The following is a 17,854-nucleotide window of genomic DNA, read 5'->3' on the forward strand; positions in this document are numbered from 1 at the left end:
CCGCTTGACAGCAAATTTCAGTGGACAGTGATGGCACCATTAGTGGTGTGACCACCCATCAGCTGCCCCTGCACGCGTCGGCTCATCACCGGCCGCAGCGCAGTTTCGCGCAGTCGTCGAAGCTCCAGGACGTCCTGTACGAGATCCGCGGACCGGTGCACGCGCACGCCGCGCGGCTGGAGGCCGAGGGGCATCGCATCCTCAAACTCAACATCGGCAACCCGGCGCCGTTCGGCTTCGAGGCACCCGACGTGATCATGCGCGACATGATTCAGGCGCTGCCGTACGCCCAGGGCTACTCCGACTCACAGGGCATCCTGCCCGCCCGCCGGGCCGTGGTGACCCGCTACGAGTTGGTCGACGGATTCCCCCGCTTCGACGTCGACGACGTCTACCTGGGCAACGGCGTGTCCGAGCTGATCACCATGACGCTGCAGGCCCTGCTCGACAACGGCGACGAGGTGCTGATCCCGTCGCCGGACTACCCGCTGTGGACGGCGTCGACCTCCCTGGCCGGCGGCACGCCCGTGCACTACCTGTGCGACGAGACGCAGGGCTGGCAGCCCGACATCGCCGACATGGAGTCCAAGATCACCGAGCGGACCAAGGCGCTGGTCGTGATCAATCCGAACAACCCGACCGGCGCGGTCTACACCAGCGAAGTACTCACCCAGATCGTCGATCTGGCGCGCAAGCACGAGCTGCTGCTGCTCGCCGACGAGATCTACGACAAGATCCTCTACGACGACGCCAAGCACACCAACCTGGCCACGCTGGCCCCGGACATGCTGTGCCTGACCTTCAACGGCCTGTCCAAGGCCTACCGGGTGGCCGGCTATCGGGCCGGCTGGCTGGCGATCACCGGGCCCAAGGACCACGCCGGCAGCTTCATCGAGGGAATCAACCTGCTGGCCAACATGCGGCTGTGCCCGAATGTGCCGGCACAGCACGCGATCCAGGTGGCCCTGGGCGGCTATCAGAGCATCGACGACCTGGTGCTGCCCGGCGGCCGGCTGCTCGAGCAGCGCGACGTCGCCTGGACCAAGCTCAACGAGATCCCGGGCGTGTCCTGCGTCAAGCCCGCCGGTGCGCTCTACGCGTTCCCCCGGCTCGACCCCGAGGTCTATGACATCGACGACGACGAACAGCTCGTCCTCGATCTGCTGCTGCAGGAAAAGATTCTGGTCACTCAGGGCACCGGCTTCAATTGGCCGGCACCGGATCACCTGCGCATCGTGACGCTGCCGTGGGCCCGCGATCTGGCGGCCGCGATCGAGCGGCTGGGTAACTTCCTCGTCGGCTATCGACCGTAAGCCCCGGGGCGCCCGCCTCTACTCTCGACCGGGTGACCCACTCCCACTCGCACAGCTTGCCGCCGGGGCCGTCCGCTGTTGATCCGTTGCCCGCCAGGATCGTCGTCGGGTTGTTAATCGCGATCGGCGTGGCGGTCGCCGTCGGCGCGATCGTGCTGTGGCCCAGCCGCCAGCACGTCGACATCCCGATGCCGCTGCAGAACGCCGCCGGCGGCGCGGTGAGCACGCAGGCCGGGCACGTGCTGTCCAGCGGGATGGGCGACTGCGGCAGCCCGTCGGTCAGCCAGGTCCTCACCGGCCCGCCGCAACAGGCGCCGCCCGGCGCCGGCCGGTGCGTCCTGACCCAGGTGTCGATCGATTCCGGCCCCAACGCCGGCGCCCAGACGCTGCTGGAGTCCTCCCCCGGTCCCGGGCAGCCGAAATTCGCGGTGGGCGACCACATTCGACTCGTCCGGCAGGTCGACGACCAGGGCGCCACCAGCTATGCGTTCTACGACTTCGAACGCGGCTGGGCGCTGGCCGGTTTGGCGATCGCGTTCGCCGTGGTGATCGTGGCGGTGGCGCGCTGGCGCGGGCTGCTGGCGCTGGTGGGCATCGTGGTCGCGTTCGTGGTCCTGGTGACGTTCTTGCTGCCGGCGCTGCGCGACGGCGCGCCGGCCATACCGGTGGCGCTGGTCGCGTCGGCGGCCATCCTGTACGCGGTCATCTATCTCGCCCACGGGGTCAACCTGCGGACCAGCGCCGCGCTGCTGGGCACCCTGTCGGCGCTGCTGCTGGCAGCCGGGTTATCTTGGGCGGCAATACAATTGGCGCAACTGACCGGGTTGTCCGACGAGCAGAACAGCACCGTCAGCGCGTATCTGGGCAGCGTGTCGATCGGCGGTCTGCTGCTGGCCGGCTTCATCATCGGGTCCCTCGGTGTGCTCAACGACGTGACGGTGACGCAGGCCTCGACGGTGTTCGAGCTCGCCCGCCTCGGCGGCTCGCGGCGGGCGATCTTCGTCGGCGCCATCCGGGTGGGCCGCGATCACATCGCCAGCACGGTCTACACCCTGATGCTGGCCTACGCCGGCAGTTCGCTGCCGCTGCTGTTGCTATTCAGCGTGGCCAATCGCTCGCTGACCGACGTGTTGACCAGCGAGAGCGTGGCCATCGAGATCGCCCGCTCCGCGGTGGGCGGCATCGCTCTGGCGCTGTCGGTCCCGCTGACCACGGCCATCGCCGCGGTGCTGGCCAAACCTACTGAAACCGGCTCCGCTCCAACAGATCCAGCAGATAGCCGCCGTAGCCGGACTTGAGCAGGCTGTGCGCACGCTCGGCCAGCTCCTCGTCGGTGATCCAGCCCCGCCGCCACGCCACTTCCTCGGGCACGCTGACCTTCAGGCCCTGGCGGCGCTCCAGGGTGCGCACGAAATCGCTGGCGTCGAGCAGCGAGTCGAACGTCCCGGTGTCCAGCCAGGCCGTGCCGCGGGCCATCACCTCGACCGAGAGCCGGCCCCGGTTCAGGTAGATCTGGTTGACCTCGGTGATCTCGTACTCGCCGCGCGCCGATTTTTTGAGGCCCTTGGCGATGTCGATCACGTCGTTGTCGTAGAAGTACAGGCCCGGCACCGCGTAATTGGATTTCGGTGTCTTGGGCTTCTCCTCCAGCGACAGCGCCCTGCCGTCGTCGCTGAACTCCACGACACCGTACGCCGACGGGTTGGCCACCCAGTACGCGAAAACCGCTCCGCCGCTGATGGATTGGAAGCGGCTCAAGCTGGTGCCCAGGCCCGGGCCGTAGAAGATGTTGTCCCCCAACACCAAAGCCACCGGCTCATTGCCGATGTGGTCGGCACCCAGGACGAATGCCTGGGCCAGCCCGTCGGGCCGTTCCTGCGTCACGTAGGTGATGTTGACGCCGAATTGCGAGCCGTCGGCCAGCAGCCGCTGGAAGCCCGGCGCGTCGTGTGGGGTGGTGATCACCAGGATGTCGCGGATCCCGGCCATCATCAGGGTGGACAGCGGGTAGTAGACCATCGGTTTGTCGTAGACCGGCAGCAGCTGCTTGCTGATGCCCGTGGTGATCGGATGCAAGCGGGTGCCCGACCCGCCGGCCAGGATGATTCCGCGCATGGCTAGCTCCTAATGCCTTGAAGGGCCCTATTCGACGGCGTCGGACGCGGTGAGCTCGGTGGCCGCCAGCGCCGCGGCCAAGCTGTCGTGCCGGAACACCGAGGTGACGTGGTCGCGGACCACACGGAAGGCCAGCGCGTTGGTGGCGGCCCCCGGTCCGTCGGGGCCGCCGAGTTTTTGTTCGACGACGACGATGCCGTCGTGCACATACATCTGACCGAGCTGCGTGTCCGCCCGGTGCGACGAGGCCCAGTTGCGCAGCGCCTCGTGGCCCTGCGCGGCGCCGTGCGCGTCGCCGATCTCGATGTCGTCGCTGGACAACGCGATCAACGTCGCGATGTCGTCGCTGTTGAGGGCGTCGTGCCATGCCAGAACGGTGGCGATCTCCGATGTGGTCATGGTGTGCAAGTTACCGTGCGGCCCCGCGGCTAGAGAGGCGTACGGTCCAACCAGCGTTCCCACACGGCCTCGTCGCCGAAGCGCTCCACGCCCGTATCGGCCAGCGGCCGCCGCCGCAGGATCGCCAGCAGCAGCTCGGTGGCGCCACCGCGCAGCGCGGCGCTGCCTTTGCCATGCTCATGCGACCAGGCGATCCGGCCCCCCTCGACGGTGATCGTCCATTCGCCGGCCTCGCCGAGCCCGGGATCGGTGGCATGCAGGTGCAGGGTGTCGCCCTCCTCGAGCGGGAGCGGTGCGCCCTGGCCGCCCGCCTGGATCGCGACGCGCTCCAGCCATTCGGTGATGCCGTCGGCGGCCACGTCCGCATCGAGGGCGAACTCGCGCCCCAGCGCGATCGCCGCGTCGGCGCGATGCACCGCGACCTCGTGCAGCCGGCGCCGGACCCACCAGTTCGCCGGCCGCGACCCCAAGAACGTCCAGACCGGTGTCTCCACGCCGGTCAGCTCGACCGCGTCGATCAACCGCTGGGCGCCGCCGCGCAGCCAGGCGATCGCGCCGGCGGGGTCTGGCGGCGGCTTGCCGCCCTCCACCGTGCGCGGGTCGAGGTAGCTGTCGAGTTTGTCGCGCACGATCTGCGCCGCCCAGCGGTCGCCGCGGCCGACATGGCGGAACAATTGGCGCAGGGTCCAGTCCGGGCAGGTGGGCACCGGCGTGGACTCGTCGGCATCCTGGAACAGCTCCGCGAAGGCTCGGTTCTCGTCGAGGAATTTTCCGGCATAGTCCACGCCGGTCAGGCTACTCGCCAGGCTGCCGGCCCCGAGCTCCCGCGTGCCTTGCGGTGACGCGGGCGCGCACTGCAGACTTGTCGTCGATGTCCGGCTCGCCGCGGCACCCGACCGCCCGGCTCGCCGAATGCCCTTGTCCCCGAGAGGTGCTCATGCCCGACGCCAATGCGAGCCTTCCGGTCGCCCGCACCGCGATCCGCGAGTTCTGGGAGCGTGAGGGTTCTCAATACGACCAGCGGGCCGCGCACGGCATCTCCTCGGAGCCCGAGCGTCGGCGTTGGACCGAGGCGCTGAGTCCGATCCCGCAGGCGTCCCGCGTGCTCGACGTCGCCACGGGCACCGGCTTTGTCGCGTTGCTGCTGGCCGAGCTCGGCCACGAGGTGACCGGCGTCGACGCGTCCGAGGCCATGCTGGCGCACGCTCGCGCCAAGGCCGCCGACGGGCGGGTCGCCGTCAGGTTCGTGGAGGGTGTCACCGAAAAGCTGCCGTTCGCCGACGCCAGTTTCGACGCCGTGACGGCCCGGCACTTCATCTGGACCGTGCTCGAGCCGCAGCAGGCCTTCGCCGAATGGCGCCGGGTGCTGGCCCCGGGTGGGCTGGTGGTCGCCGACATTTCGCTGAATCCACATGTGGCGGGTCATCACTACGCCGAGGACGTCGCGGCGAGCCTGCCGTTTCGTGAAATCCCGGACCCGGCACCGGTTGTCGACGCGCTGCGCTCGGCCGGGTTCGACGACATCGACGTCGAGCTGTTCGACGACGGCGGTGAGTACCCCCGCGCGGTGCTGTGCGCCCGGGCCGGCCGATGATCGGGTGACGACGAATGCCGTTGTTTTTGAGCCGTTTTCGGCTCGCTTCTACGGCCGCGGCGCACCCAGGCGGTATACCCGCCAGCCCGCCCGCTGCCAGCGGCCGGCGTCCAGGCAGTTGCGGCCGTCCACGATGACGCGGGCGCGCACCCGGTCGGCCAGGTCGTCGGGGTCCATGTCGACGAACTGGCGCCACTCGGTGAGCACCAGCACCGCATCGGCGCGCTCGCAGGCCTCTTCGACCGAGACCGCGTAGTTCAGCGTCGGGAACAGGCGCTGCGCGTTGTCCAGGGCCTTGGGGTCATAGACGTTGACGGCGGCCCCGTTGAGCTGCAGTTGGCCCGCGACGTTGAGCGCGGGTGAGTCACGCACGTCGTCGGATTCGGGTTTGAAGGCCGCACCGAGCACGGCGATGTTGGCGCCCAGCAGCGAGCCGCCGCATGCGGCGCTGGCCAGTTCCACCATCCGGGTGCGGCGGCGCATGTTGATGCTGTCCACCTCGCGCAGGAACGTCAGCGCCTGGTCGGCACCGAGCTCCCCCGCGCGCGCCATGAACGCGCGGATGTCCTTGGGCAGGCAGCCGCCGCCGAAACCCAAACCGGCGTTGAGGAATTGGCGCCCGATCCGGGGGTCGTAGCCCAGCGCATCGGCCAGCAGGCTGACGTCGGCACCGGCCGCCTCGCACACCTCGGAGATGGCGTTGATGAACGAAATCTTGGTCGCCAGAAAGGCATTGGCGGAAACCTTGACCAGCTCCGCGGTCTGCAGATCCGTCACCAGGAACGGTATCCCGGCGTCCAGCAGCGGACCGTACAGCTCACGAACGGCGGCCTCGGCGCGCGTCGAATCCTGCTTGATGCCAAGCACGATCCGATCCGGATTGAGAGTGTCCTGCACGGCATAGCCCTCGCGCAAAAACTCCGGATTCCAGGCGATTTCGACGTCGACCCCGTGCGGCGCCAGCGCGGCGGCCCGCTGGTTGAGCTCAGCCGCGGTGCCCACCGGAACCGTGGACTTGCCAACCAGCACAGCCGATGTCGTCAGCCGCGGCACCAGCGCATCGATGACCGCGTAGACATGGCGCAGGTCCGCGCCGTACTCGCCCTTCTTCTGCGGTGTGCCCACCCCGAGGAAGTGCACGTCGGCGAAGTCGGCCGCCATGTCGTAATCGGTGGTGAACCGCAGCCGACCGGCAGCCAGGTTCTCCCTCAACAGCTTTCGCAGGCCGGGTTCGTAGAAGGGGATGTCGCCCCCGGCGAGCTTGGCGACCTTACCCGGGTCGATATCGACCCCGAGCACATCGTGTCCGAGTTCGGCCATCCCAACCGCATGGGTGGCACCGAGGTAACCCGTGCCGAACACCGTGCATCGCATACAACCGGTGTAGGTGGTCGCCATGAGCTAATTGCATCGCAGGGTTGAGCGGGAGGCAAACGGAAGATGACAGGTGACCGCGCCCTCCGGTCAGCGCGATCGATCACCTGCTCGTGGCGACGCGAGCGCGGCGCAGCCGGGCGGTGCGGTTACCACCCTGTGGGCTAGTGGCGACCGAAGCCGCCGTGACCTCCGCCGAAGCCGGGGAAGCCGCCACCGCCGCCATGGCCGCCGCCGCCACCGGGGAACCCGGGGAAGCCGCCACCGCCGTGGCCACCGCCACCATGCGGCCCGTCGTCACCGCCGCCGTGGGGACCGAAGCCTCCTCCGGGCGGTCCACCGAAGCCCGGCCCGCCAAGGCCCGGGATCGGCAGCGGAATCGGGACCGGGATCGGCGCGACCGCGGGCGGGGCGGGCGGCGGAGCCACCGGCACCGGTGGGGGTGCCTCCGGCACCGGGACGGGAGCGGGGGCCGCCGGCGCAGGAGCGGGAGCCTCGGGCGCCGGCGCGGGGGCCGCAGCCGGTGCCGGAGCGGGAGCCTCGGGGGCCGGGGCGGGCGCCGCCGGTGCGGGAGCCTCGGGGGCCGGGGCGGGCGCCGCCGGTGCGGGAGCCTGCTCGGGGGCGGGCGCCGCCGGCGCCGGGGCCGGCCGGGTGGGGGCGACCACGACGTTCTGGTCCGGGTTGGGCCGCACGTTGGCCGTCGGCCGGATGGCGATGGCCAGTGACACGACCAGGGCCACCACGCCGATGACGAAGATGGCCGCCACCGCGCTGCCCACCAGCCGGAACGAGCTGCGCTCCTGGTAGTCCGCGCCGACCAGCGCCGTCGCGGCGGTGTGCGAGCCGGTGAAGAACTCGTCCGGGTCGTCGGGCACGGCGCTGTACGCGAGCCCGTCTGCGCCGGCCTCGACCGGCGTTTCGAAGTAGCCGGGCGCCACCGCCAGCGGGTTGATGGCGCCGGTGCCGGGATCCTGCGCGTAGGCCAGGGCCGCGGTGGACGACGAGAACAGCGGGGCGTTCGCCGACGCCAGCGCCGCGCCGCGCGCCAGGGCCGTGTCCGGTTCCTCGGGCGCCGTCAGCGGCAGGGTGGTCGCCGCCTCCAGGGCGGGCTTGATCATCGGGATGTCGATGCCGGAACCGACGACGAACACGGCGTCCGGGCGCGTCTCCAGGTTCTCCGCGCTGGACACCATCGCGGCCAGCTGGGCGACCGCCGCCTCGTCGTCGGCGGGTAGGGCCTGCCGCTGCACGTCGGCGACGGAGCCGTCGGCGCTGTTGACGACCGCCAGCGTCGCGGTGTCGGGCTCGATGTAGAGCAGCGCCGTCTGCGCGTAGTTGGTTCGGTGACCGACCGCCTGGGCCAGCGCCGCCGCGGCCAAAAAGGCCGAGACGAGCATCACATTTTCGACCTTGTGGGCGGCCAGCTTGTCGCGCAGCGCGGCGGCCTCGAGCGGGTCGGTGAACGTGACCCCGGTCGACGCCAGCTGATAGCCGCCCTCTGCCGCGCCCTGACGGGTCCCCAAGATGGCCGAAACTACCTGGTCCGAGGCGGTTACCGTTGCTGCATCGGCAGCGGTGGCGACGTCGAAGTTGTCCTCATCGACGGTCGCGCCGTCGCCGTTTTCCCCCTCGACCAGCACCATCCGGACCGCCGTCGGCGCCATCGACACGCCAAGTACGGTGTCCAAAGCTCCTCCAATGGTCGGTTGCTAGCCGGTCGCGGTGGGGGCGGGCTCGTCGCACGAATTGGTGGCGCGTGAGATCGCTGAGTCCCCACCGATATTCCCCTAGTGATCTGATTTTACGCTCGTTCGCCGCCTAGGTGGTGGCCCGGGAGCGGGCCTCGGCCGGCCTACGGGGACGGAATTCCGGTGCCCAGGTGGCGGTGCAGCCAGTCGTCCAGGTTGTGGTGGTCGCCGGAATGCGGCGAGGGCTGCGGCGGCGACGCGGGCGTCGGGGGCGGTGCGGCCGGTGGCGGGGGTGGGCCCGGTGGACCGGCGTCCGGATTCTGCGGGGCGACGACGTTCGTGCTGACGTCGGGCCGCTGGTCGGCGGGCGGCCGGTTCCCGAAGATCAGCGCCAGCGTCAACGCCACGATGCCGCCGACGAACACCGCCGTCACGGCGGCGATCGTGAGGATCGACCTGCGGGTGCGGCGCTGCTGTGACGGGGCGCCCGGGAGCCGGTGGGCGTCGGAAGCCGGGCCCTCTTCGGCGCTGTAGGCGAGGTCGGCCACGGCGGCCGAGGCGGTCTCGGTGGCGCTCATCGCGACGGTGCGCGGCGCGCCCAGCCTCGCGTTCGCCGCGGCCAGCGAGGCGCCGCGCGCCAGGGCCATCTCGGGTTCCTCGGGCGTCGTCACCGACAGGGCGGTCGCCGCCTCGAGCGTCGGCTTGATCGTGGGAATGTCGACCTCCGAACCGACCAGGAACAGTCCGTCGGGTCGCGCCCGCATCGACTCGGCGTCCGTGACCATCGCGGTCAGCTTCGCCAGTGCGGCGTCGTCGTTGCCGGGCAGCCGGTGCCGATGCACGTCGGTGACCGTTCCGCGGGACGTGTCGACGACCGCCAGCGTAGCGCAGGCCGGTTCGACGAGCAGCAGGGCCGTGCGGGCCCAGTTGGTCGCGCTGCCCATGGCCTGAGCCAGCGCCGCGGCGGCCATGACCGCCGAGACCAGCATGACGTTGTCAATCCTGCGCGCCGCCAACGCGTCTCGCAGCGCGGCCGCCTTGACGGGGTCGGTCCAGCTCACTCCGCTGGACTTGAGCCGATACCCGCCTTGCGCCGCGCTGTCCCGGGTTCCGAGGATGGCCGCGACGACGTGATTCGCTGCGGCAATGGGGGTTTCGTGGCCGGCGACATCGAAGCCATCCTGATCGACCGTCACCCCGCTCGCGGCTTCGCCTTCGACAAGCACCATGCGGACCGTCTCAGGTGCCATAGACACACCAAGTACGACGTCCACTGCCCCTCCACATCGTCCGAAATTGGTTGCCCTGCCCCGATTCGCCACCCTAGCGCGCCGGGTGAGGCGCGCCCGGCAACAGCGAAGGCGCTATCGGTGACCGAAGCCGTGACCACCGCCGAAGCCGTGGCCGCCGAAACCGTGACCGCCGCCGAAACCGTGACCGCCGCCGAAGCCGTGGCCGCCGCCGAATCCGTGACCCCCGCCGAACGGGCCGTGACCGCCGCCGAACGGCCCGCGACCGCCGAATGGCCCGTGACCACCGAACGGCCCGCGAGGGCCGAGAGGCGCGTGGCCGCCGCCCAGTCCGGGGGCCGGCAGGCGAGGCGGTGGAACGAACACCGGCGGGGGCAGCGCCGGGATGGGCGCAGCGGCGGGCGGCGGGGGGGCGATGGGGTGCGGCGCGGCCAGCGGCTGCGGCGGCGCGATCTTCGGCGCAGCCTGCACCGGCGGCGCGGGGTGGGGCGGAGCTGGGGTGGGAGCCGGGGCGACGATGTTCTCGTTGGGGCTGGGGCGCAACGCGACGGTCGGGCGGATGCTGATGGCCAACGCGATTTCCAGCGCCACCACGGCCGCGATGAAGATCACCGCCAGTGAGCTGCTGACCAACAGCATGGACCTGCGCCGACGCCCGCGTTCGTCGAGGGCGACGACGGTTTTGGCGTCGGCGTCGTCGTCCGGAACTGCGCTGTAGGCCACGTTGGTCTTACCCTGCCGGGCGTCGACGGCCAGCGCCGCGATGTGACTTCGGTAGTCGGGCTGATAGGCGGGCACTAGCCCGGGGTGCTGCCCGGCGAGCAGCAGCGGATCGACCTCTCCGGTGCCGGGATCCTGCGCGTAGGCCAGCGCGGCGGTCGACGACGCGAACAGCGGCGCGTTCGCCGACGCCAGCGCGGCGCCCCGGGCCAGGGCCATCTCCGGCTCGTCGGGCACGGACAACTCGAGCGAGGTCGCGGCCTCCAGTACCGGCTTGATCATCGGGATGTCGATGCCGGAACCGACCAGCACCAGGCCTTCCGGGTGGGTTTCGAGCGCCGCGGCGCCCGAGGCCATGTCGACCAGTTCGGCGACCGCTTCGTCCTCGTCGTCGGCGAGAGGCCTGCGACGCACCTGCGATACCGAGCCGTCGGCGGTGTCGACGACGGCCAGGGTGGCGCTGTAAGGCTCGACGAACAGCAGTGCGGTGCGCGCGTAGTTGGTGGCGTCGCCGACGGCCTGGGTCAGCGCGGCCGCGGCCATGAACGCCGAGACCAGCATGACGTTTTCGACCTTGTGCGAGATCAGGGCATCGCGCAGCATCGCCGCTTCGACATGGTCGGTCCAGGTCACGCCCGTCGACAACAACTCGTAGCGCCGTCGGCGGCGCCTTCGCGGGTGCCGAGAATGGCCGAGATCACCTCGGTGGGGGCGGTGCCGGGCAGTGCGGTGCGCTGGGTGTCGACATCGAAGTCGTCCTCGTCGACGGTGACGCCGTCGGCGCTCTCGCCTTCGACGAGGACCATGCGCACCTTTGTCGGCGTCATCGAGACGCCGAGCACGATGCCCACCATCGCGTACGCTCCCCCTGCCCAATTTGCTGTGTCGCCCGACTTCCCCGTCGGCGACGCCACTGTTGAGTGATCACCAAGGATTTCTGTCACCGCAGAGCGTGGGCCGCATGCCCGCACATGTTGCTGGGGCCGATGAAATTCTGGCGGCTGAGTCGGCATTTTTTTGCCAGCCTCAATACCCCGACCCTACGCGTGTGAGCTTGGGAGAAGTAGGCGCCGGTTGCTGTGTGTTAGATGGCAAACCGGACTAGTGGTGTCCGCCGCCTCCGCCGCCACCGCCGCCGCCGTGGCCGCCGCCAAAGCCGCCGCCACCGCCGAAGCCGCCGCCGCTGTGACCGCCGCCGAACCCACCAAGACCACCGCCCGGGGCCGGGGCGTGACCGCCGCCGAAGCCGCCAAGGCCGCCGCCAGGGGCCGGGGCATGACCACCGCCGAAGCCGCCAAGGCCACCGCCCGGGCCGCCCGCGGGAGGTGTGGGCACGTGACCGCCGCCCAGGCCGCCGGGGCCGCTGCCGGGCGCGGGAACGTGACCGCCGCCCAGGCCACCCGGACCGCCCGGACCGCCCGCGGGAGGCGTGGGAACGTGACCGCCGCCCAGGCCGCCGGGGCCGCTGCCGGGCGCGGGGACGTGGCCGCCGCCCAAACCGCCGGGGCCACCCGAGCCCGGCGTCGGCACGTGCCCGCCGGGTCCGCCCGAACCCGGCGTCGGTACATGACCACCCGGTCCACCCGAACCAGGCGTCGGCACATGCCCGCCCGGGCCACCCGAGCCCGGAGTGGGAACGTGGCCGCCGCCCGAACCCCCCGTGCCACCCGGGCCGCTCTCGCCGGGCGTGGAAGAGTGGCCGCCGCCGTAGTTACCCGGACCGCTCGGCTTGGGCGGGGTGCCTTCGCCGGGCGGCGTCTGGTGCGGCGGTGACTGCGGGACGGTGACCTGCGGCGGTTGGGGCAGGTGCACCGGCGGTTGGGGCTGCACCGGCTGCGGGATCGTCAGCCGCGGCGGGGCCGCAAACAGCGGGGGGCTCTCGATCGGGTCGGGAACCGGAATGCGCACCGGAACCGGGACCGGGACCGGCGGGACCACGACGGGAACCGGAACGATCGGGGCCGCCGGAATCGGAGGGGCGGCGGGCAGCGGGGGCGCCGCCGGCGGTGGAACCGCGGGCAACGGCGCGGCGGCCGGCGGGCTCAGCGGCTTGGGTGCCGCCGCCGGAGCGGGCAGGCTGATCTTCGACAGCGGTTCGGACGCCTGCACCGGCGCCGGTGCCGGCGCCTGCTCGGGGACGATGAGGTGCTGCCCGGGCGTGGGCTGCAGGGCAACGGTTCCCGTCGTGCGGATGCCGATTGCCAGTGCGATCTCGAGCGCCAGCACCGCGCTGATGCCGACCACCGCCAGCCCGCTGCCGACCAGCAAGGCCGGCCGCCGCTTCGGCTGGCTTTCCTCGGGAAGGAAGAGCTTTTCGATGACCACGGTCGGCGAATCGGCGTCCTCGTCCCCGACCGCGCTGTAGGCGAGCTCGTCGCCGCCGGCTTCCGAGCCGATCGGAACGTAGAGGTATTCGGGAAGGGAGTACTGGTCGACCGAACCGGTGCCGGGATCCTGCGCGTAGGCAAACGCAGCGGTCGACGAGGCAAACAGCGGCGCGTTGGCCGACGCCAGCGCCGCCCCGCGGGCCAGCGCGGTCTCGGGTTCCTCGGGCACGCTCACGTCGAGGAAGGTCGTCGACTGCAGCACCGACTTCAGCGGCGCGACGTCGATGCCCGAACCGACCAGCAGCAGGCCGCCGGGCACGAGTTCCAGCTTTTCCATGCCGGCGACCATCGCGCCGAGTTGCTCGGCGGCATCACCGTAGGACTGGGCGTGGATCGGCTGCTTGTAGATGTCGGGGATGGACCCGTCGGAGGTCTCGACGACCGCCAGCGTCGCGGTGTCGGGCTCGACCAGCAGCACTGCGGTACGCTCGTAACCCATTGCCCCGCCGACGTTTTGCGCCAGCGCCGCCGCGGCCAAAAACGCCGAGACCAGCATGACGTGGTCGATCCGGTGGGCGGTCAGCGCGTCGCGCAACGCCGCGGCTTCGAGTTGATCCGTCCACGTCACGCCGATCGACGACAGCTCCAGGCCGGCATCGGCCGCGCCCTCACGGGTGCCCAGAATGGCCGAGATCACCTGGTCGGGCCCGGTGGCGGTGGCCGCGTCGTCGACGTCGGCGACGTCGAACACGTCCTCTTCTACGGTTGCGCCGTCGGCGTATTCGCCTTCCAGGACGACCATTTGGATCGATGACGGTGCCATCGACACCCCGAGCACGATATCCAATACAAACCCCTCCAAAGGTATTGCACGATGAGCCACGGCCAGGCGGAGGAAAAAACCACGGCTAACTAAGTATCGCGCAGAAGGGGTGCGGGAGCGCCCCGCAGAACCTATGTAGTCCTTATGAAGTTCTGATAGGAGCGCGACGGGGTGGGTCCTCGCTGGCCCTGGTACTTCGAACCAACTTGCGTACTGCCGTAAGGGTGTTCGGCGGGACTGGTCAATCGCAGAATGCACAGTTGACCGATCTTCATGCCCGGCCACAGCGTGATCGGCAGGTTGGCGACGTTGGACAGCTCCAGCGTGATGTGGCCGCTGAAGCCGGGATCGATGAACCCGGCCGTCGAATGGGTCAGCAGGCCGAGGCGGCCCAGCGACGACTTGCCTTCCAGGCGGCCGGCGAGGTCGTCGGGCAGGGTGATGAGCTCTAGCGTGGAGCCGAGCACGAACTCGCCGGGGTGCAGGACGAAGGGCTCGCCGGAGACGGGTTCGACCAGGGTGGTCAGCTCGTCCTGCTGCTTGGCCGGGTCGATGTGGGTGTAGCGGGTGTTGTTGAAGACCCGGAACATGCAGTCAAGCCGCACATCGATGCTCGACGGCTGCACCAGGGCGTCGTCGAGGGGGTCGATGCCCAACCGCCCGGCGCTGATTTCGGCCCTGAGGTCGCGATCGGAGAGCAGCACGCGACGAGCCTAGCTCGCTGCCCCGCGTGCTCAGCGGAGGTAGACCTCGCTGCCGTCGGGATATCCGCCCCCGGTGGTCGTGACGTGCACGTGGTCGTAGTGGCCGAGCCGGCTCGGCTGCGCTCCGCCGGGCGTGTAGTAGACGCCGCGCCAGATGGCGTCCTGGATGCCGAAGCGCTTGGCGTTCTGCAGCACGTAGGCGACGACCGCGTTGCCCAGCGCGATGCCCTCCGCCGACTCCGGGTTGGGAATCATCACGTCGATCGCCAGGCCCAGCGGGTGCCACGGCAACGGATCCGGTCGCACTCCGCCCATCTCGTGGATCTGGGGAAACTCGGCGGTGATGCTGCGCGCGGTCAGAATCGTGCGGACCTGCAGGCCCCGTTCCGGGGCGACGTCGGCGGTCAGCAGCGGGGCTCGGGTGTGATACCGCGAGGCCGCGGCGGGCTCGGCGTCACCGGTGCCGGTGAGGAGGCGATGCGACGCCACGGTCACGATTTCCGCGCAGCAGGGTGCGGGTTCGCTGATAACGGGTTTGGCCTCGATGCGGGGCGCTGCGGGGTGCACGTCCGCCCCCACCGCGAAGAAGACCGCCGCGGGAGCGAGTACCGCTGCCAGGGCGACCGACGGTTTGCGTCGCTTCCTGGCTAACCTGTGCCGACCCACGCCGAGCACATTACGGCGCAATAACGAAATAATAAATATGGGAATGGGAATTTGTGAACGGAATAACTCTGCATCGGCACGACGGCGCAGGCCGGGGGCTGCGCGGGGGTCGGCGCGCCGTCCTGACCTCGACGGCCGCCGCCGGGTGCTAGCCTTCCTTGGCGAGAAGTGCCGATGTAGTTCAATGGCAGAACATCAGCTTCCCAAGCTGAATACGCGGGTTCGATTCCCGTCATCGGCTCCACAATTACCAGGGCATATCGGCGCGAGAGCTTCCCTACGACGGAGCCGATACCCTGCCCGTACCCCGAACTCGGGACGTCACGACCTTCCGTCCTTCCGTCGGGGCGACTACGACGTCGCCACGCGTTTCGTCCGCGCCAACCTACGTCATGCAACTCCGCGTGATGGAAAATGACGGTATGGCTTGCTCACGCGGTGCAGCGGAGCCCTCTGATCCCACTCGGCGGCGACTGTGGGCGGATTCAGCGGGCTTCTGCGGAAACCCTGATTGTCTTGCTCGACTGGTCGTTGAGGATCCAGACGGTCAAGACGTGCATTTCGCGGAGGCAGCTCACATCATCGCGGCGAGCGAAGACGGTCCACGGGGTGCTGCCACTGCGTCAGCCGAGGAACGCCGCGCATGGAGCAACCTACTGTTGCTCTGCGCCAACTGCCACAGGCTCGTAGATAAGTCGGCAACGGCCTACCCTGTGGATCTCCTGCTTAAGTGGAAACGCATCCGCATCGAGAAGACGGAGCAAGCAATCGGTGTAGCGTCGTTCGCTACTCGTGAGGAAGCGCGGGCATCGATACAGGGATTGCTGGTGCAGAACCGCGTAATCCATGAAGACTATGGACCCGACAACGATTACTCGATTAACCCAGAGGCCGAAGAAGCAGCCGTCTGGCGGCGATCAGTCATTGAGACGGTCATCCCAAACCACCGACGAATCCTGCGAGTCGCCGACGGCAACCGAAATCTGCTGTCTGAGCCTGAGATTCAGTTGATCGAGCGATACCGCTCGCACGTCGACGATCTAGAAGCACGACATGTGCACGACCGACGAGGACTCGTGAGCCGCCGCTACCCGACGGAAATGGACAACCTGTTTGAGTAGTTCAGCACAGTGGATCTCCGATCGGTTGAACAAGTGTAACTTCGTCACCTCGGTCGAAGTGGATGGCAACCGATTGAGCGTCGTTCGTGATTCGCGCCCGACGGCGTCTATTGGGGTGATCTCACTGCGAGATGTAACGGTCGCCGATGTACTCCCGCTTGTCGAGGGGGTTCAGAGTGTCGACTTCGTACTCAACATCCCGAAAGCGGGACGATTCATGGGTGACGCGATCGAACGGTTGGCGCTGAAAAACATCGGATGGGGCGGGCTTGCTGATTCAATTCGCGCGCTCCGCGATTTCGACCGCTTGGGTGACTACCAAGAACGCGAACTGACGTTCGTCATGCGCGGCTTGCGTCAACATGGGCGAGTTACTTCGCTGACCATTCTTGACGATCACCGAATCCTCGTTGTCCGCCAAGGTCTGCCTGACCTTGTCGTCTTCGTCGGATCGATGTACCAACCTACCGCCGAGACTGTCCGCGACGCGATCGACCGCTACGGTGATTTCGACCTGTTTGCGGCAACGAACCCCAACAGTGATCCGACCGCCGAAGCGATTCAAGTCGCGGCCGACGCGGGGATACAGATGCTGAAGTGGCGCGAGACTCTGGCCTCTCTGCACCGATGATTCTGGAGCTGCTTGCACGAATCAGTTCGATCCTCGATCAGCACCAAGGAATTGAGATTTACGTGTTCGGCTCCGCGTTGACGCGCGAAGATCCTGCAGACCTCGACGTCCTGGTGATTTACCAAGACCGAGACGATCTTCGACGATTTTTGGACGACGTCGATTGCCGGTCTGGTGCACTTCCAATCGACGTGACGGCCATGACTGACGGTGAGCTGGCAAGCTCCGGCTTTCTCGTCCGTTCGAAGGCGGTCAAGATTCGCGAATTTGGTCCGACATGAGCCTTCTGATCAGCCGTGCAGCGGGATTACGTTGTTCCCGTGGTAATTCGGCGTAGTCGCCAACGCACCGAGCGCCGCCACCTGGTCGTCGTGGTCGGCCTTCGCGTAGAGGTGGGTGTAGACGAGTTCGGTCCTAGTCGGGTTCGCGTGGCCCATCCACTCAGCCACCTGTCGCACCGGAATTGTGGGGACTGCCGCGCACAGGCTCGCGTAGGTGTGGCGGAGCGAGTGGAACCGCAACCCCGCCGGGAGCACCGCGCCGCCCGCTATCCGGTTGGCCCGGAGTACAGCGGGCCGGAACACCGCCTCCTAGAACGTCGCGTGACGTAGCGGCGTCGTCCAGTCGAGCACCAACCGCTTCTGCGCGTCCTTCACGGTGAGACCGGCGAGGGCTTCGGCCTGTCGCCGGGCGCGGTCCTTCGCGTTCGCTGTCTCTTCCACACCCGTAGTCGCCGCTCCTGGTGCGTCGAGCGCCGCCCGCACTCCGGTGGGCCGTGGCCGCGTCAACGTCGCACCGGGGAACAGGGGCGCGGTCGGCTCGTCGCGCGCGGGTGGTCGGCGAGGTAGTCCCTAACCAGACTCGCTGTCGGCCCGGCACAGGCGCGGTTCGCATTGAGCCGTCTGTCTTGGTAGGCCCAATGGGCGTTCAGTCAACGTGAATGTTCATGCCCCCGTGGGGCGAAGTCTCGATGTCTTGGATTTGCAGGCCGCCGAGTTCCGCCGCGCGCCGACCCGACCACGCCGCCAGGTTCATCGGCTGCAACAGCCCCCACAACCCTGAGACGTGGCCGGAGCGGGGTTTGTGTGCCCGGTGGCTCCGTCCTGGCCGCCCACCGTGCCAGTGCCGC

17 protein-coding genes, 1 tRNA gene and 1 pseudogene are annotated in these 17,854 nt (G+C 69.1%); 7 read left to right on the forward strand and 12 right to left on the reverse strand.

Going from position 1 to position 17,854, the window contains the following annotated elements; translation table 11 throughout:
• Window positions 1-20: 20 nt before the first annotated feature.
• Together AC5Y5B_RS03025 and AC5Y5B_RS03030 are read left to right on the forward strand one after the other, a co-directional pair.
• Complete coding sequence (locus AC5Y5B_RS03025) at window positions 21-1,313, forward strand: pyridoxal phosphate-dependent aminotransferase (RefSeq protein ID WP_500003382.1); 1,293 nt, start codon at window positions 21-23, stop codon at window positions 1,311-1,313.
• A gap of 32 nt (window positions 1,314-1,345) precedes the next feature.
• Window positions 1,346-2,611 carry a YibE/F family protein gene (locus AC5Y5B_RS03030; protein WP_500003384.1) on the forward strand — a complete coding sequence of 422 codons (1,266 nt, stop codon included), beginning with the start codon at window positions 1,346-1,348 and terminating at the stop codon, window positions 2,609-2,611.
• On the opposite strand, the gene rfbA is transcribed toward AC5Y5B_RS03030, so the two are convergent.
• Genes rfbA through AC5Y5B_RS03045 form a run of 3 tightly spaced genes read right to left on the reverse strand, consistent with a single transcriptional unit; the run spans window position 2,553 to window position 4,612 of the window.
• Window positions 2,553-3,428: a glucose-1-phosphate thymidylyltransferase RfbA gene (rfbA, locus tag AC5Y5B_RS03035; protein WP_112634579.1), complete on the reverse strand. Its 876-nt coding sequence runs from the start codon at window positions 3,426-3,428 to the stop codon at window positions 2,553-2,555. The two genes, AC5Y5B_RS03030 and rfbA, sit on opposite strands and share 59 nt — an antisense overlap.
• A gap of 27 nt (window positions 3,429-3,455) precedes the next feature.
• Entirely contained in the window at window positions 3,456-3,827 is a 372-nt protein-coding gene (locus tag AC5Y5B_RS03040; protein WP_112634585.1) for a nuclear transport factor 2 family protein, read from the reverse strand.
• A 29-nt stretch (window positions 3,828-3,856) separates the two neighbouring features.
• A complete protein-coding gene (locus tag AC5Y5B_RS03045; RefSeq protein WP_500003390.1) occupies window positions 3,857-4,612 on the reverse strand; it encodes a maleylpyruvate isomerase family mycothiol-dependent enzyme in 756 nt (251 codons plus the stop codon).
• Between the two features lie 152 nt (window positions 4,613-4,764).
• Between AC5Y5B_RS03045 and AC5Y5B_RS03050 the strand changes: the two genes are divergently transcribed.
• Window positions 4,765-5,421 carry a class I SAM-dependent methyltransferase gene (locus tag AC5Y5B_RS03050; protein WP_500003393.1) on the forward strand — a complete coding sequence of 219 codons (657 nt, stop codon included), beginning with the start codon at window positions 4,765-4,767 and terminating at the stop codon, window positions 5,419-5,421.
• A gap of 48 nt (window positions 5,422-5,469) precedes the next feature.
• Here AC5Y5B_RS03050 and AC5Y5B_RS03055 read toward each other — a convergent pair whose 3' ends face one another.
• The 7 genes and pseudogenes from AC5Y5B_RS03055 to AC5Y5B_RS03085 form a co-directional block, all read right to left on the reverse strand.
• Complete coding sequence (locus AC5Y5B_RS03055; RefSeq protein ID WP_500003840.1) at window positions 5,470-6,795, reverse strand: UDP-glucose dehydrogenase family protein; 1,326 nt, start codon at window positions 6,793-6,795, stop codon at window positions 5,470-5,472.
• Between the two features lie 164 nt (window positions 6,796-6,959).
• Window positions 6,960-8,483, reverse strand: a complete 1,524-nt coding sequence (locus AC5Y5B_RS03060) for a DUF7159 family protein (RefSeq protein ID WP_500003396.1) — start codon at window positions 8,481-8,483, stop codon at window positions 6,960-6,962.
• Between the two features lie 164 nt (window positions 8,484-8,647).
• Window positions 8,648-9,757: a DUF7159 family protein gene (locus tag AC5Y5B_RS03065; protein WP_353852110.1), complete on the reverse strand. Its 1,110-nt coding sequence runs from the start codon at window positions 9,755-9,757 to the stop codon at window positions 8,648-8,650.
• Between the two features lie 90 nt (window positions 9,758-9,847).
• Window positions 9,848-11,307 (reverse strand): annotated as a pseudogene (locus AC5Y5B_RS03070) (DUF7159 family protein).
• Between the two features lie 247 nt (window positions 11,308-11,554).
• A complete protein-coding gene (locus tag AC5Y5B_RS03075) occupies window positions 11,555-13,603 on the reverse strand; it encodes a DUF7159 family protein (RefSeq protein ID WP_500003842.1) in 2,049 nt (682 codons plus the stop codon).
• Window positions 13,604-13,734: 131 nt separating this feature from the next.
• Window positions 13,735-14,307: a dCTP deaminase gene (gene dcd / locus AC5Y5B_RS03080; protein ID WP_500003399.1), complete on the reverse strand. Its 573-nt coding sequence runs from the start codon at window positions 14,305-14,307 to the stop codon at window positions 13,735-13,737.
• A 30-nt stretch (window positions 14,308-14,337) separates the two neighbouring features.
• Entirely contained in the window at window positions 14,338-14,973 is a 636-nt protein-coding gene (locus AC5Y5B_RS03085; RefSeq protein WP_500003403.1) for a VldE C-terminal domain-containing protein, read from the reverse strand.
• 170 nt (window positions 14,974-15,143) lie between these two features.
• Between AC5Y5B_RS03085 and AC5Y5B_RS03090 the strand changes: the two genes are divergently transcribed.
• The 4 genes from AC5Y5B_RS03090 (at window position 15,144) to AC5Y5B_RS03105 (ending at window position 17,006) form a co-directional block, all read left to right on the forward strand.
• A tRNA-Gly gene (locus tag AC5Y5B_RS03090) sits at window positions 15,144-15,217 on the forward strand.
• Window positions 15,218-15,527: 310 nt separating this feature from the next.
• Window positions 15,528-16,094: an HNH endonuclease gene (locus AC5Y5B_RS03095; RefSeq protein ID WP_500003405.1), complete on the forward strand. Its 567-nt coding sequence runs from the start codon at window positions 15,528-15,530 to the stop codon at window positions 16,092-16,094.
• Window positions 16,087-16,725, forward strand: a complete 639-nt coding sequence (locus AC5Y5B_RS03100; protein ID WP_500003407.1) for a hypothetical protein — start codon at window positions 16,087-16,089, stop codon at window positions 16,723-16,725. The genes AC5Y5B_RS03095 and AC5Y5B_RS03100 overlap by 8 nt, the downstream gene beginning before the upstream one ends.
• Window positions 16,722-17,006 (forward strand): hypothetical protein, encoded by a 285-nt coding sequence (locus AC5Y5B_RS03105; RefSeq protein ID WP_500003410.1) that lies wholly within the window; start codon window positions 16,722-16,724, stop codon window positions 17,004-17,006. The genes AC5Y5B_RS03100 and AC5Y5B_RS03105 overlap by 4 nt, the downstream gene beginning before the upstream one ends.
• Window positions 17,007-17,015: 9 nt before the next feature.
• Here the strand turns inward: AC5Y5B_RS03105 and AC5Y5B_RS03110 are convergent, their stop codons facing one another.
• Window positions 17,016-17,174, reverse strand: coding sequence for an integrase (locus AC5Y5B_RS03110; RefSeq protein WP_500003413.1), 159 nt, complete (start codon window positions 17,172-17,174; stop codon window positions 17,016-17,018).
• 141 nt (window positions 17,175-17,315) lie between these two features.
• Window positions 17,316-17,447: a hypothetical protein gene (locus tag AC5Y5B_RS03115; RefSeq protein WP_500003414.1), complete on the reverse strand. Its 132-nt coding sequence runs from the start codon at window positions 17,445-17,447 to the stop codon at window positions 17,316-17,318.
• Window positions 17,448-17,854: the final 407 nt, after the last annotated feature.

It is taken from the genome of Mycobacterium sp. NGS33 (genome assembly GCF_059812885.1).